Raw genomic sequence first — 13,725 nt, 5'->3', positions numbered from 1 at the left:
GTCACGCCGGCCGTGCACCGAGCTCGAATTGCGCTACTTGCGGAAAGTTGTCCGTGAAATATTCTCGCGCAAGGGATTTGAATGCGTGCACGGTCGGGGGAACCGAGTGACTTCGGTTGATGACTCCGATCTTCGTGGGAATCGGGGGATTGATGGAGTCGATTCGAAACCCCGGCAAGCCGAGTACCGATACTCGGTCTGCAATCGTGGAACCCAAACCCATTCGTGCCATGTCCACGCGTGACTCGAAATTCTCGCTCTCGATGCAGACCTTCATCTGCAATGACTGTTCGATGAAGATACGCTCCAACCCCACCCGCACAGGGCTGCCCGCAGACGGTGCGATCAACTCCAACTCCGCGACGTCTGGCCAACTGAGAACTCTCGGCGGGCAGTCGTCGGCAGTAGCGGCGCTCAGCACCACCAGTTCGCTCTCGTACAAGACCTGGAAGTCGAGCCCGGGTAAACGTCCGCCGATCCGGCAGAACCCCACGTCGCACTTGCCTTGATCGACAGCGTCGAAGACCTCCTCGTCGGTCATCGGATCCGTGACGTCGATGGAGACCAATGGGTACTTCTCGTGAAAGCGGCGCACCAACTCGGTGGTCGTACGCATGAACGTCCGGCGTGTGGCGATCCGCAATGCACCCGTCGTGACGCCTTTGATGCTGTCGACGACGGAATTCAATTCGCCGAGACTGTGCAACACTCGCCGGGCTGAATCGACAACTCTGGCGCCGTCCACGCTCACTTCCGCCCCGCGCGGGGTCCGAACGAAAATCTTGAGCTCTAGTTCCTTCTCGAGCTTCGCGATGGCATTGGACAGTGCCGGTTGAGTGAGGTGCAAAGACTGTGCGGCGCGGGTGAAATGGGCGTAGTCGGCAACGGCGACGATGCAGCGGAGTTGCTGTACTTCCATGCGCGCGAGTCTACCTGCCGGGATGTCGTGTCCCGGCAGGTAGAACGGTGCCCCGCTACTCGACCTGGAGCGCGATTCTGATGACATCCTTCTCCGGAATGATCTGCGTACCGGCCTCGATCCGAACCTGGTGCAGCACTCCGTTCCACGCGAAAGGCGGACGGTAGCTGTTACTGACCGGGAGGCCGCGGTCGTACCCGAGCGTCATCGATGTGCCGCCGTGTTGCCAGGCATGGGGCAGAGAATGATCGCTGTGCCCGGTCCCGACAATGTTGCCGTCGACGAAAATCTGCACGCGCGCACCGCCTTCGGGTACAGGACTGAGAACACACCCGAGCTGATGACGTCCACTGGTGAGTTTCCGATCGGCCGAGAGCAGGATCTCCCCGCCCGGTGTCGCCACCGTGACGGTAAGGACCCCGTCGCAGACGTACGCCGCGAAGCCACCGGTCCAATCTCCGAGAGCAAACAGAACGCCCTCGGGATTCTCGGCTGCCACATCGACGTCAGCGGTGATACGCCCGCCTGCAAAAAGTCGGGGAATCGCCTCGTCCGAGACCGGACCGCCCTTCGGATAGAGCGTGATGTCCGAGCCGACGGGATAGTCCCGCGGCACAATGCTTGCAGTGCGGCCCCGCAGGTTGTCGGCGATCGGTGTGACGTTGTTCCGTTCCGCCTCGGCGAACCACAGCTGCTCGAGTTTCGCTACGACGTCGGGGAATTCGTCGGCCACGTCGTTGGCTTCGGAGAAGTCGGATTCCAGGTTGAACAACGACCAACGGTCGTTGTCGAAATCGCGACTGCCCTCCATCAGCAGTTCCTCGTCCATCACACCCATCGACACGTGATTGGTTGTTGCCTTCCACCCGTCCGCCACGATCGATCGTGAACCGAGCATCTCGAAATACTGAACAGTCCGCGGGTCGGGAGCAGATGCGTCGCTGAACGTCGACAGCAGGCTTGCCCCGTCGACCGACTGCTGTGCGACGCCTCCGACTGTATCGGGAGCGGTGACGCCGCAGGCTTCCAAGATTGTGGGGAAGACGTCGATAACGTGCGCGAACTGCCCACGCACCGCGCCGCCAGAGCTGATGCCCTTGGGCCAGTGCGCAATCATCGGGACACGAGTACCGCCGAGCCAGGTGTATCGCTTCCACAGTTGGAACGGAGTGTTACCGGCCCAGGCCCAACCCCAGGCGTAGTGCGGGTATCCGTGAATTCCACCCCAATCCTCGAGTTGATCGAGACTCTCCTCGATGTTGTCGTGAATGCGGTGCGTGAACCGGTGTTCGTTGGATGTGCCGGCGACCCCACCCTCAGCACTGGCACCGTTGTCTGACATCACGAAGATCAGTGTGTTGTCGAGGATCCCCAATTCCTCGAGACTGTCCACGACGCGGCCGATCTGAGCGTCGGTGTGTGTCAGGAACCCGGCGTACACCTCGTGCATACGTGAGTACAGGCGCCGCTCGTCAGAGGTGAGCTGCTCCCAGTCCGGAACCCACGACGGTCGCTCCGTCAGTATCGTATCGGCGGGGACGATTCCTTCGGCCACCTGCCGCTCGAAGACGTTCTGGCGCCATCGATCCCAGCCGAGGTCGAATTGACCGGCGTAGTCGTCCGCCCATTTCCTCTCGACATGGTGCGGCGCATGCATGGCGCCGGTGGCGAAATAGAGGAAGAAGGGTTTGCCCGGCGCCGACTCCTGCTGGTTGACCACCATCCGAATAGCCTCGTCTGCAAGATCTTCGGTGAGGTGATAGCCGTCCTCGGGTCCGCTCGGAGGATCTACGTACGAGTTGTCGCGGACCAACTCGGGAGCCCAGTGGTTGGCGTCGCCGCGCAGGAAACCGTAGTACTTCTCGAAGCCAAGTCCCGACGGCCACCGATCGTACGGTCCGGCGCTGCTGCGTTCACCGGACGGGAGTAGGTGCCACTTGCCGACGGCCATTGTGTTCCACCCAGCGTCACGCAGGATGCGGGGGACGGTTGCCGCTTCCGGCGGAATCTTGGCGGTGTAGCCGGGATCCGACGTCGGGATATCGGCGAGAAACCCCATTCCAACGGCATGGTGATTGCGCCCGGTCAAGAGGGCGGCACGCGTCGGCGAGCACAGAGCGGTGACATGAAATCGGTTGTAGCGCAGTCCACCCTGGGCCAGTTTGTCGATGTTCGGAGTCTCGATATCCGAACCGTAGCAGCCGAATTGGCCGAAGCCCAGATCATCGAGAACGATGACGACGACGTTGGGTGAACCTTCTGGTGCCTTGCGGCTGTGCGCATTCGCGGACATCCCACTCCTTCGGTGAACGGTGTGTTGACGGGTCAGTTCTGGAACCAGAGTTCCTCGGGTAGTGGAGATCCAAGGCCGTACATCAGTGCGCCATGTACATTTTTGCCGGTGATGACGGACGGTGACGACCGCACGTACCAGATCCCGGGATTCAATGCGACCAGACGATTCTGCACTGTTTCGTACGCTTCCTTGCGCGCAGCCGGGTCTTCGGCAACGCGGCCGGCGTCCAGCGCAGCGGTGAGCTCTCGATCGTCGACGCCGATCGTGTTTCCGCGTGAGGTCGAGTGAAAGGCGTTCCACAGACCGGAATCCGGATCCTGGATGAGCGCAGACGTGATGGTCATATCGAAATCGTGCGCCGCGGTGCGCGCCGTGGCGGCAGCAAAGTCGACGACATCGATCTTGGCTTCGACGTTCTCGAATGCACTCAACTGGGCCTGAACGCTCTCGGACGTTGCTTTGGCTTCCGGCGTCGGGTAGGTGGTGAAGGCAAAGGAGACAGGCTTGCCTTCGGCTGCCAGTTCGTCGAACAGTTTCTGAGCTTCGGCCTTGTCCGGACTCGGCAGCGCAATATCGGTGAAGTAGGGGGAGTTCTTCTGGAACAGGGTGGCGGGAACTTGCCCCTTGCCGTTGTACACGGCGACATTGACCGATTCCGGATCGATCGCGAGAATGACTGCCCGGCGAGCCCTGGGATCGTCGAAAGGTGCTCGGCGGAAATTCATTCCGATGAACTGGCCGCCGCCGAGTGGCACCGTCTGAGTGGGGAATCCGGCCTCTTCTGCCTTTGCGAGGTTCGCCCAACTCGTTTCTGCTGCGACGTCGACAGCGCCCGTCGTGACCGCGTTGAGTCGCTGAGCGTTATCGCTCGCGGCGCGGAGGGAAATGCTGTCGAGGTATGGACGTGGCGCGTCCCAGTAACCCGTGTTCTTCGACAGCTCGATGACATCTTGGCGCATCCACTTGGTCAGGGTGAATGGACCGGCTCCGACGGGTTCCGCGTCGAATGCCGCCTGTCCTTTCTGTAGTGCCGTGGGTGAGGCTATCCAGTTCATGGCGCCGGCGAGCAGGTTCTGCGGGAAGTGCGGACTAGGGGAGGTCATGGTGACGCGAAGTGTGGTTGCGTCCACCACATCGTTGCTCGCGACCTGCGCGGCCTGTCGGAGCGACGTCGATGCCAACGCAGGGTCGCGTAATCGGTCCCAGTTGAACTTCACGGCAGCGGCATCGAGCGCAGTGCCGTCGGTGAACTGAAGCCCCGGGCGAAGTTTCAACATGAAGGTCCGGCCACCGTCGGTGGTAGAGAAGTCCGTGGCCATCTTGTACTCGATCGCGAGGGTATCGACGTTGTTGACGATCAACGTTCCGTACAGTGCGTTACCCAGAACCGCCTGGTGTGCCCACGTGTTGGACAGTGCTGCAGGGTCGAGGGTGCGAGGCTCGCTGTTGTACGTGAGCGCTGCGCTGCCGCCGGCCACCGGATCTCCTGCAGTGGTCGATGTTTGATCGACAGCAGTTCCGCCGCCGCAAGCACTCAGGAAGAGCACCGCCGCACACGCCAAGACTAGTGTCGTTCTTGCTTGCCGTGTGGGTCGAACCTTTCTCAAAGACACTCGCTGCGCTCGAGTCATCGTCAGCCTTTCGGAGGAATCGCGTGCCGGGGAAGTTGCCTGATCGGCAAGGGATGCTTGTTATTACAAGTCAGCGCCAGGCGGTACGTCCAATAGACATTCCGTATCGAGACAATCATTGGAATGTATCGACGCCGCGTGTCCTGTGACTTCGGCCTTGCCGGACGACGAAGATGGTCCCGCGAGTTCGCAACTCGCGGGACCATAGTTGTGTCTTCAGTTGTGTGGAAGATCAGTTGGTCATCCAGAACTCCTCGGGCAGTGGTGATCCGAAGCCGTACATCACAACGCCATGTGCATTCTTTGCAGTGATGACCGACGGTGCAGACTTTGCGTACCAAATACCCGGATTGAGTGCTACCAGACGATTCTGCACGGTTTCGTACGCCGCGCGACGTTCCTCGATCGTCTTCCCGACACGGCCGGCGTCCAGGGCGCCGGTGAGTTGCTGGTCGCTGATTCCGGTGATGTTTCCCTGCGAGGAGGAATGAAATGCGGTCCACAGCGCGGCATCGGGATCCTGGAACAATGCCGATGCAATGATCATGTCGAAATCGTGAGTGGCATTGCGGGAATTTCCGGTGGCGGCGTCGACAACCTCGATATCCATCGAAACGTTCTTGAAGGCGCTCAGTTGCGCCTGCACAGTTTCGGCGGTTGCCTTGTTTTCCGGCAGTGCATAGGTGGTGAAGGTGAAGGACAGGGGTTTGCCCTCGGCTGCCAACTCGTCGAAGAGTTTCTGAGCCGTTTCCTTGTTCGGAGTTGTCAGTGGAATGTCGGAGAAGAACGGTGACGTTTCCGGGAAGAGTGTTTGCGGGACAACGCCTTTGCCGTCGTTGATCACGGTGTTGACTGCTTCGAGATCCACAGCCATGGAGACTGCCCGACGGGCGCGTTCGTCGTCGAACGGTGCGCGCCGCACGTTCATGCCCATGTAGAGTCCGCCGCCGAACGATACTGTGTCGGTGGACAAACCGGCGTCCTGCGCCTGAGCCAGGCTCGCCCAGTTCGTTTCCATGGCAAAGTCTGCGCCGCCCGCGATCATCGTGTTGAGGCGTTGCGTGGCGTCAGCGACCGTTCGGAGGGTCAGCCCGTCCAGGTACGGCTTCGGTGCATCCCAGTACCGCGGGTTCTTCTTCAACTCCATGACGTCCTGGCGTGTCCACCTCGTCAGCGTGAACGGTCCGGCACCGACGGGGTTTTCGTCGAAGGCGGCTTGCCCCTTCTGCAATGCAGTTGGTGAGGCGATCCAGTTCATGGCACCGGTCACCAGCGCCTGTGGGAAGACCGGACTGGGCGCTGCCATCACGACGTTCAGAGTCGTGGCGTCCACCACCTCGGTGGACGCCACTTGCGACGCCTGCCTGATCGAATCGGATGGATTCGCAGGATCACGCAGACGATCCCAGTTGAACTTCACGGCAGCCGCATCCAACGGTGTTTCGTCGGAAAATGTCAGCCCGGGGCGAAGTTTCAGTGTGAACGTCGATCCACCGTCGACTGTGGAGAAGTCTGTCGCCATGGTGAACTTCATGTCGAGCGTCGAGGGATCCTCGATCATCAACGTCCCGTACAGCGCGTTTCCGAGAAGGCTTTGCCGCGTCCACGAATTACCCAGTCCAGCCGGGTCGAGAGTGCGAGGTTCGCCGATGACAATGGCGCGCGCCACCCCACCCGCTACCGGGTCACCGGCATCGGCGCTGGTTCCGGTGGTTTCTGCGGGGCTGGTGCCGCACGCACTGACAAAAACTGCCACGGAACACACCGCGGCCAGAGTCGCGGCGAGTGCGCGCCTCGTTCGGATCATGGTCGACCTTTCAGAAGTAATGCAGCTGGCAAGTCGAGTTCACCCGGCGACGCTGTCCACCAGAAGGTTCTTGCTCGCCGGAGCCAGGGGGAAGTGACACGCTGCGAACTGGCCGGGACGAACCTCTCTCATCTCAGGTTCCTCCGTAACGCAACGTTCTTCGACTTGGGGGCACCGGGTGCGGAATCGGCATCCGCTCGGCGGTGAAAGCGGCGACGGCACATCCCCTTCCAGCGCTGGCCCGGCAAAGCCCTTCTCCGGATCGGTCAGCGGTACGGAATCGAGTAGTGCGCGGGTGTAAGGGTGTGCGGGGTCGTCATAGACCTCGACGGAGTCGCCGAATTCGCAGACTTTGCCCAAGTACATGACCATGACGTTGTCGCTGACCGTTCGCACCACACCGAGGTCGTGGGCGATGAAGACAACGGTGAGGTCGAACTCGCTCTTGAGTACCTCGATGAGGTTCAGGATCTGTGCCTGCACGGAGACGTCGAGTGCGGAGACGGGTTCGTCGCAGATCAACAGTCGTGGGCTCAGTGCGAGTGCGCGCGCGATCGCTACACGCTGTGCCTGGCCGCCGGAAAGTTGGCGCGGCAACATCTCTGCGAACCGCGTACCGGACAGGCCGACCTGTTCGAGTACCGATGCCGAGGTGGTGACTTTTTCTGCGGTGGGGGCGCCGGCGACTGCCATGCCCTCGACGACGATGTCCTTGACGGAACGCCGCGGGTTCAGCGACGCTACCGGATCTTGGAAGATCATCTGCATGTCGCGGCGCAGTTTACGCATCTGCGATTCGTCGGCGTTTTCGATCCAGTCCTCGCCGAAGCGGATTCGGCCTGCGGTGACTCGGTCCAGACGCAGAACTGCGCGTCCGGTGGTGGACTTTCCGCAACCGGATTCGCCGACGATGCCGAGGGTTTCGCCGGGCAGGACGTCGAAACTGATCTTGGATACGGCCTGAACGGTTCCGGAACTTGTGTGGTATTCCACGACAAGATCTTGAACACTCAGGAGAGCGTCGTCGCCCCGTAGATGGGCGCTACCACTACCAGCCATGAGATTCTTTACCTTCCGGACATTGCCGACGCCGGAACGGCGACCGGGTTGAGGCACGCCACGTCATGGTCTGCGCCAACTGATTCCAACTGCAGGCCGGGAGTGGAACACTCTGCGACGGCCTGACCGCAGCGTGGCTCGAAGCGGCAACCCTCGGGTGGGGATGTGGGGTCGGGGAGCGATCCGTCGATCAAACGCAACGGTGAGTGGCGTTCGTGGTCGATGGTGGGCGTTGCTCCCAGGAGGGCGTGGGTGTAGCGGTGGCGTGGCTCGTCGAATACTTCTCGGGTGGAGCCGATTTCGGCGATCTTTCCCGCATACATGACGGAGACGCGGTCGGTTCGGCCGGCGACGACAGCCAGGTCGTGGCTGATCAGCAGCATCGAGGTGCCACGTTCGCGTTGGATGCGTCGCAGCAGGTCCAGGATCTGGCGCTGAATCGTCACGTCCAATGCCGTGGTGGGCTCGTCGGCGATCAACAGATCCGGCTCGCACGCGAGTGCGATCGCGATCATGACGCGTTGGCGCATGCCGCCGGACATTTCGTGGGGGTAGTTGCTCAGACGTCGTTCGGGGTCGGGCACCCCGACCTCCTTGAGGAGGTCGAGGGCCCGACTGTGAGCTTCGGAACGGCTGACTCCGAGATGGCGGCGCATCCCTTCGGTCATCTGTCGTTCCACTTTGACTACAGGGTTGAGTGATCTGCCCGGATCTTGGAAGACCATGGCGATCTGGTTGCCCCAGATCTCGAGCTTTTCCTTCTTCGTCAGCGACAGTAGATCGCGTCCTTGGAAGGTGACTTCCCCTGATCGGCCCGAACGCGGTGGCATCAGGCCCATGATGGCCCGTGCCATGACGGACTTGCCGGAGCCGGATTCACCGACGATTCCCAGTGCTTGACTTCGGTCCAAGGTCAAGGAGACCCCGTCCACGGCACGCACGATTCCGCGTGGTGTGCCGATGTGGGCACGTAGGTTCCTTACTTCGAGGAGTGGCTGAGAGTTCATGGTGATCCGGCCCTTTGATCTGTAGTCGGCTACTGCGTCGAATTGCTTTCGGCTACTTCGCGATCCACATAGCGTCGGTGAGCGGCGAGCCCGAGCCGTACATGGTGACGCCCTGTACGTCCTTGCCCGTCACGGTCGACGGTGCTGCGCGGATGTACCAGAGTCCGACGGTGAGGTCGGCGAGGCGCTCCTGCACGGTCGTGTACGCGGCCTTGCGCTCGTCCTGCGACTGCGAGGTACGGCCGACATCGAGTGCGTCGCTCAGTTCCTGATCGTCGACACCGATGATGTTGCCAGGGGACTTGTTGTGGAAGGTCGACCACATGGAATCCGGATCCTGGATGATCGCGGAGGAGATCACCATGTCGAAGTCCTTGGTGCCCATCTTGGCGGTAGCGGCGGCGTAGTCGACCACGTCGACCTTGGCCTCGACGTTCTTGTAGGCGCTCAACTGTGCCTGCAGTGCCTCACCGGCGGTCTTGCTCTCGGCCGTCGGGTACGACGTGAAGGTGAACGAGACAGGCTTGCCTTCAGCGGCGAGCTCGTCGAAGAGCTTCTGTGCTTCGGCCTTGTTGTACTCGCCCAACTTGATGTCCGCGTAGAACGGGGAGGATTCCTGGAACAGGGTCTCCGGGACCTCGCCCTTGCCGCTGTAGACGACGGTGTTCATGGCGTCGAGGTCAACTGCGAGTGACACTGCACGACGGGCACGCTCGTCGTTGAAGGGGGCGCGTCGGAAGTTCATGGACAAGTACTGGCCGCCGCCCATCGGAACGATTTCGGTCGGGAAGCCCGCGGTCTCGGCGGTATCCAACGTCTGCCAGTTCGATTCGTTGATCAGATCAGCGCCACCGGTCGAGAGTGTGTTGTAACGCTGATTGGTGTCAGCGGCCACACGGATGGTGAGGGTATCCAGGTACGGGCGCGGTGCGTCGTAATACGTGGGGTTCTTTGCCAATTCGATGGAGTCCTGTCGCGCCCACTTGGTGAGCGTGAACGGTCCGGCACCGATGGGGTTCTCGTCGAATCCGGCCTGACCCTTCTGCAGTGCGGCCGGTGAGGCGATCCAGTTCATCGAGCTGGCGATGAGGGTCTGCGAGTAGTGCGGGGTAGGCGTAACCATCGTGACCGCGAGGTTGGCCGGATCGACGACGCTCAAGTTGGCGATCTGTGCGACGTAGCGAGCGGACGTCGAACCGAGAGCCGGGTCCTTGAGACGCTCCCAGTTGAACTTGACCGCCTCGGCGTCGAGGGGTGTTCCGTCCGAGAACTTCAGGTTCGGGCGAAGTTTCAGGTTGAACGTGGCACCACCGTCGGCGGTCGAGAAGTCCTCGGCCATGGTGTATGTGACGTCAAGGGTCTTGGTGTCGTTGATCATCAACGTGCCGTACAGCGAGTTGCCGAGGATGCCCTGGTGTGCCCAGGTGTTGGACAGCGTGGCCGGGTCGAGGGACCGCGGCTCGCCCGCCATGATCGCGCGGCCGGCACCGCCGGATACGGGATCGCCTGCAGCCGTGGTGCCCTCGTTGCTGCTGCCGGAATCGGAGCCGCAGGCGGTCAGCACGAATGCTGCGGTACACACCATCGCGACCGCTGTCAGTAAGCGTCTTTTTCGGATCATGGAAAGCCCTCTCAGGTGGAACGTGGAAATGAGTACGTCGTGTCGAGCGGGAAAACGGTCTTGGTCGTTCAGTCGTGCAGTCCTCGAGGTTCAGTCGTGCAGAGTGCGGTCGAACTTGTTGCGGAGGAAGTCACCTGCCTGATTGAGGGCGAACACCGTGAAGAAGATCGCCAACGAAGGAACGAAGACCAAGTATGGGTAGTCGGCAATGTAGTTCTTGCCGTCGCCGATCATTCCGCCCCAACTGGGCTGTGGCGGTGGGATTCCCAGGCCGAGGAAGCTCAGTGAGCCTTCGGCGACGATCAGGGCGGCCATGATGATCGGCAGGAACGCAGCCAGGGGAGCGAGGACGTTCGGCAGGATTTCCTTGAACAGGATTCGCCAGTGGCCGGCGCCCATGTTCCGTGCGGCCCGGACGAATTCCCTCGAGCTCCACGCCATTGTGTTGGCTCTGGCCAGACGGATGAATCCGGGGATGACGACCAAGGTCAGTCCGAGCAGCATGGTCGGAATGGAGGGGGTCAGGACGGACGCCAGCGCCAGCAGCAGGATCAACGGCGGGAATGCGAGCATCGCGTCGGCAAGGAGGGTCACGCCGGAATCGAGACGCCTACCGAAGTAGCCGCCGATCAGGCCGATGAAGGAGCCCACCACAAATCCGATCAATCCGGCTACAGTGCCGACAAGGAGCGAGACACGGGCGCCGTAGATGATGCGGGAGAGCATCGACCGCCCGAGGGTGTCCGTCCCCAGCAGCAGATCGAGGGATTCGAACGACGGTGAAAGACGCGGTGCGCCAACCGGAACGGAGTAGGAGGCAATGGGCAGGACATTTGCCAGCGCCGCTGCGAGAAGCACAGTGACGAGCCAACCGAAGGAGAGGTACACCAGAATGGATCGTGACTTCTTCGCCGGTGGCACCAGGGGTGCCGGCGGGTCCGACGGTTGCTCGTCCTGCGAGCCGGTCCGGTCTTCGACTACTGATCGCGTCATGCTCCGACAACCTTCCTGACCCGTGGGTCGATCAATCCGTAGCTGAGGTCGACCAGGGTGTTGATACCCACGTACACAATCGCGATGAAGACCACGATTCCCTGGACCATGATCACGTCGCGCGACGTGATGGACGAGGAGATGAGCTGTCCCAAACCGGGTAGACCGAAGAGTGTTTCGACGATGACGGTGCCACCGATGAGTCGACCGAGACTGATGCCGGCAACGGTGATCAGGGAGAACGACGACGGTCGGAGCGCGTGCCGGAACATCACGTACCACCCGGGCATTCCCTTCGCCCGAGCCGCTGCCACGTAGTCCTCGCGCAGGGTTCCGATCAGGTCGGTGCGCAGCAGACGGTGGAATGCGGCGATCTCGGTCAACGCGATTGCGATCGCGGGCAGCAGTGCGCTCTGGAGGTTTGCACCGAGGCCTTCGCTCATACGCGACCAGCCTGTCACCGGGAAGAGCTGGAATTTGATCGCGAAGTAGTAGATCAGGACCGGGCCGGCGATGAACGCGGGAACCGAGAGGCACACAGCCGAAACGACATTGATGCCGCGGTCGAGCTTGCTTCCTGGGCGCGACGCGGAGGCGACGGCCATCAGGACGGCAACAACCAGAGCAATGATCAGGCCCATAGCGGCCAATTGCAGGGTGACAGGGAGGCGCTCGACGATGGCCTCGCTGACTGACTGACCGGTGAGCGGTGAGGTTCCGAAGTCTCCGCGGAATGCGTCACCGAGCCAATTGAAGTACTGAGTCCAGACGGGAACGTCGAGTCCCATCTTTGCTTCCATCGCCGCAACGGCCTCGGGGGTAGCGTTTTCACCCAGGATCACCTCGGCGGCAGACCCGGGCGCCAGGCTCAACAGCAGAACAGCTGCTGCCGCTACCAACAAGACGACCACCAAGCTGCGGCCTACACGCCTCGTAATTGTGAGAATCATCCAACTCGACTTTCATCATGCAAGCGCGGCCAAAGTTCCTTGTATGCAGAGATTTTGGACTGTTACGAAGCTTGCGTGTGATTATGCGCACTCTTGGCGCACCTGGATTTGTTGTAATATATTCAATGATCGCTGCGAATAGCAAGAGAAACCTGGATCGAACTCCCGTTGGTGCATTTCGACGTTCGCCGATTTCCAGTTAATGATCTTGTAATTCAACAGGATTGAGGGTCGTCAAAGTAGCGCCCTCAGCGTGTCTGCCGAAATTGGGCGCGGCGATGTTGCTCATGTCGGCGAGCTGATGGCCCCGAGCGAATGCGTCAATTCTGTTGTTTTACAACGACTTTTGGCCTGGAATCTCCTGTCTCACTCGTATTTCACTGTGATCGACTCGGAGTCGGGTATTGCCTGGCAGGTCAGAACGTAGCCGTCCGACACCTCCTCGTCGGTCAGTGCGTCATTGATTCTCATCACGGCGCTTCCCGAGGTGACGTGTGCCATGCAGGTTGCGCAGTTTCCGGCTTCGCAGGAGAACGGCGGCGTAAGTCCAGCGCGCCGAGCACTTTCCAGCAGAGTCTCGTTGGGGTGTCGTGGTACCGAGGTCTTCTTTCGCCCGAGAACGATGGTCACTGTTCCGGTGACTTCGGTGGAAGTTGGTTCGGTAGCGGCAGATTCACCGGTGCTCACCGGTTCGGCCGCAATCGGTTCGGCCACAATCGGTTCGGCTGCACTGCCGAATCGTTCGCTGAAGACGCGGCCCGGTCCGGGTAGGGCCGATTCGATCAGGTCCATGAAGGGTTCGGGGCCGCATAGGTAACTGTCGGCTCCCACGTGCTTGCCGACAAAGTCGAGTACTGCGGCCTTGTCGAGGAATCCGTTCTTGTCGTCGAGGTGGCGTGTGACGGTGAGTCGACCGGGGTAGCGGTCGACGAGTTCCGAGAGAACGCGCTCGAAGATCATCGAGTCGTGATCACGATCGGCGCACAGAAGGTGAACCTCGCGATCGGTGGTGGCGAGAGTGGTCTTGGCGAGCGACAGGATCGGGGTGATGCCGCTGCCGCCGCTGAACCCGAGCAACGGCGCCTCGGATTCGCGAAGGCGAAACGTGCCGGCCGGCCTGGTGACGACCACCTCGTCACCTTCGGAGACATTGTCGTGTAGCCAGTTCGAGACCTTGCCTCCGGCAACACGTTTGACGGTGGTCATCAATTCGTTGTCGGTGTCCGGTGAGCTCGACATCGAGTACGACCGGAACAGTTCGGTGCCGTCGACCTCGACGCGGAATGTGCAGAACTGCCCGGCGCTGTAGGTGAACGGACCGTCTGCCGGAGCGAGAACAAATGTACGCGCGTCGGAGCTCTCTTTGACGATCCGGGTGACGGTCGCTCGTTGGAACAACGGTGGTCTCGCCATGGCTACCTCCTGCTGATATTGAGATTCTA

General features: G+C 61.2%; 10 protein-coding genes. All 10 read right to left on the bottom strand.

The window, feature by feature from the left end; all coding sequences use genetic code 11:
- Position 1: 1 nt before the first annotated feature.
- Positions 2-919, bottom strand: coding sequence for a LysR family transcriptional regulator (locus FEZ60_RS27795; RefSeq protein WP_033237001.1), 918 nt, complete (start codon positions 917-919; stop codon positions 2-4).
- A 55-nt stretch (positions 920-974) separates the two neighbouring features.
- Entirely contained in the window at positions 975-3,212 is a 2,238-nt protein-coding gene (locus FEZ60_RS27790; protein ID WP_072782747.1) for an arylsulfatase, read from the bottom strand.
- Between the two features lie 32 nt (positions 3,213-3,244).
- Positions 3,245-4,693 (bottom strand): ABC transporter substrate-binding protein, encoded by a 1,449-nt coding sequence (locus FEZ60_RS27785; RefSeq protein ID WP_346343422.1) that lies wholly within the window; start codon positions 4,691-4,693, stop codon positions 3,245-3,247.
- Positions 4,694-5,078: 385 nt separating this feature from the next.
- Positions 5,079-6,653: an ABC transporter substrate-binding protein gene (locus tag FEZ60_RS27780; RefSeq protein ID WP_172937605.1), complete on the bottom strand. Its 1,575-nt coding sequence runs from the start codon at positions 6,651-6,653 to the stop codon at positions 5,079-5,081.
- Positions 6,654-6,692: 39 nt separating this feature from the next.
- Positions 6,693-7,712: an ABC transporter ATP-binding protein gene (locus FEZ60_RS27775; RefSeq protein ID WP_033236998.1), complete on the bottom strand. Its 1,020-nt coding sequence runs from the start codon at positions 7,710-7,712 to the stop codon at positions 6,693-6,695.
- A gap of 8 nt (positions 7,713-7,720) precedes the next feature.
- Positions 7,721-8,719, bottom strand: a complete 999-nt coding sequence (locus FEZ60_RS27770; RefSeq protein ID WP_033236997.1) for an ABC transporter ATP-binding protein — start codon at positions 8,717-8,719, stop codon at positions 7,721-7,723.
- A gap of 52 nt (positions 8,720-8,771) precedes the next feature.
- Entirely contained in the window at positions 8,772-10,340 is a 1,569-nt protein-coding gene (locus tag FEZ60_RS27765; protein WP_033236996.1) for an ABC transporter substrate-binding protein, read from the bottom strand.
- Between the two features lie 90 nt (positions 10,341-10,430).
- Complete coding sequence (locus FEZ60_RS27760) at positions 10,431-11,333, bottom strand: ABC transporter permease (protein WP_033236995.1); 903 nt, start codon at positions 11,331-11,333, stop codon at positions 10,431-10,433.
- Positions 11,330-12,283 carry an ABC transporter permease gene (locus FEZ60_RS27755; protein ID WP_033236994.1) on the bottom strand — a complete coding sequence of 318 codons (954 nt, stop codon included), beginning with the start codon at positions 12,281-12,283 and terminating at the stop codon, positions 11,330-11,332. The genes FEZ60_RS27760 and FEZ60_RS27755 overlap by 4 nt, the downstream gene beginning before the upstream one ends.
- A 366-nt stretch (positions 12,284-12,649) precedes the next feature.
- Positions 12,650-13,696, bottom strand: coding sequence for a ferredoxin--NADP reductase (locus tag FEZ60_RS27750; protein ID WP_045064797.1), 1,047 nt, complete (start codon positions 13,694-13,696; stop codon positions 12,650-12,652).
- Positions 13,697-13,725: the final 29 nt, after the last annotated feature.

The sequence above is a fragment of the Rhodococcus sp. MS16 genome (assembly GCF_013277795.1).
Lineage (GTDB): Bacteria > Actinomycetota > Actinomycetes > Mycobacteriales > Mycobacteriaceae > Rhodococcus_F > Rhodococcus_F globerula.
This window is presented reverse-complemented; position numbering and strand designations above follow the sequence as displayed.

Excerpts from the sequence above, each read along its gene's own strand:
- FEZ60_RS27795 (WP_033237001.1), bottom strand. The coding sequence starts at position 919 with ATGGAAGTACAGCAACTCCGCTGCATCGTCGCCGTTGCCGACTACGCC.
- FEZ60_RS27790 (WP_072782747.1), bottom strand. The coding sequence starts at position 3,212 with ATGTCCGCGAATGCGCACAGCCGCAAGGCACCAGAAGGTTCACCCAAC.
- FEZ60_RS27780 (WP_172937605.1), bottom strand. The coding sequence starts at position 6,653 with ATGATCCGAACGAGGCGCGCACTCGCCGCGACTCTGGCCGCGGTGTGT.
- FEZ60_RS27775 (WP_033236998.1), bottom strand. The coding sequence starts at position 7,712 with ATGGCTGGTAGTGGTAGCGCCCATCTACGGGGCGACGACGCTCTCCTG.
- FEZ60_RS27770 (WP_033236997.1), bottom strand. The coding sequence starts at position 8,719 with ATGAACTCTCAGCCACTCCTCGAAGTAAGGAACCTACGTGCCCACATC.
- FEZ60_RS27765 (WP_033236996.1), bottom strand. The coding sequence starts at position 10,340 with ATGATCCGAAAAAGACGCTTACTGACAGCGGTCGCGATGGTGTGTACC.
- FEZ60_RS27760 (WP_033236995.1), bottom strand. The coding sequence starts at position 11,333 with ATGACGCGATCAGTAGTCGAAGACCGGACCGGCTCGCAGGACGAGCAA.
- FEZ60_RS27755 (WP_033236994.1), bottom strand. The coding sequence starts at position 12,283 with ATGATTCTCACAATTACGAGGCGTGTAGGCCGCAGCTTGGTGGTCGTC.
- FEZ60_RS27750 (WP_045064797.1), bottom strand. The coding sequence starts at position 13,696 with ATGGCGAGACCACCGTTGTTCCAACGAGCGACCGTCACCCGGATCGTC.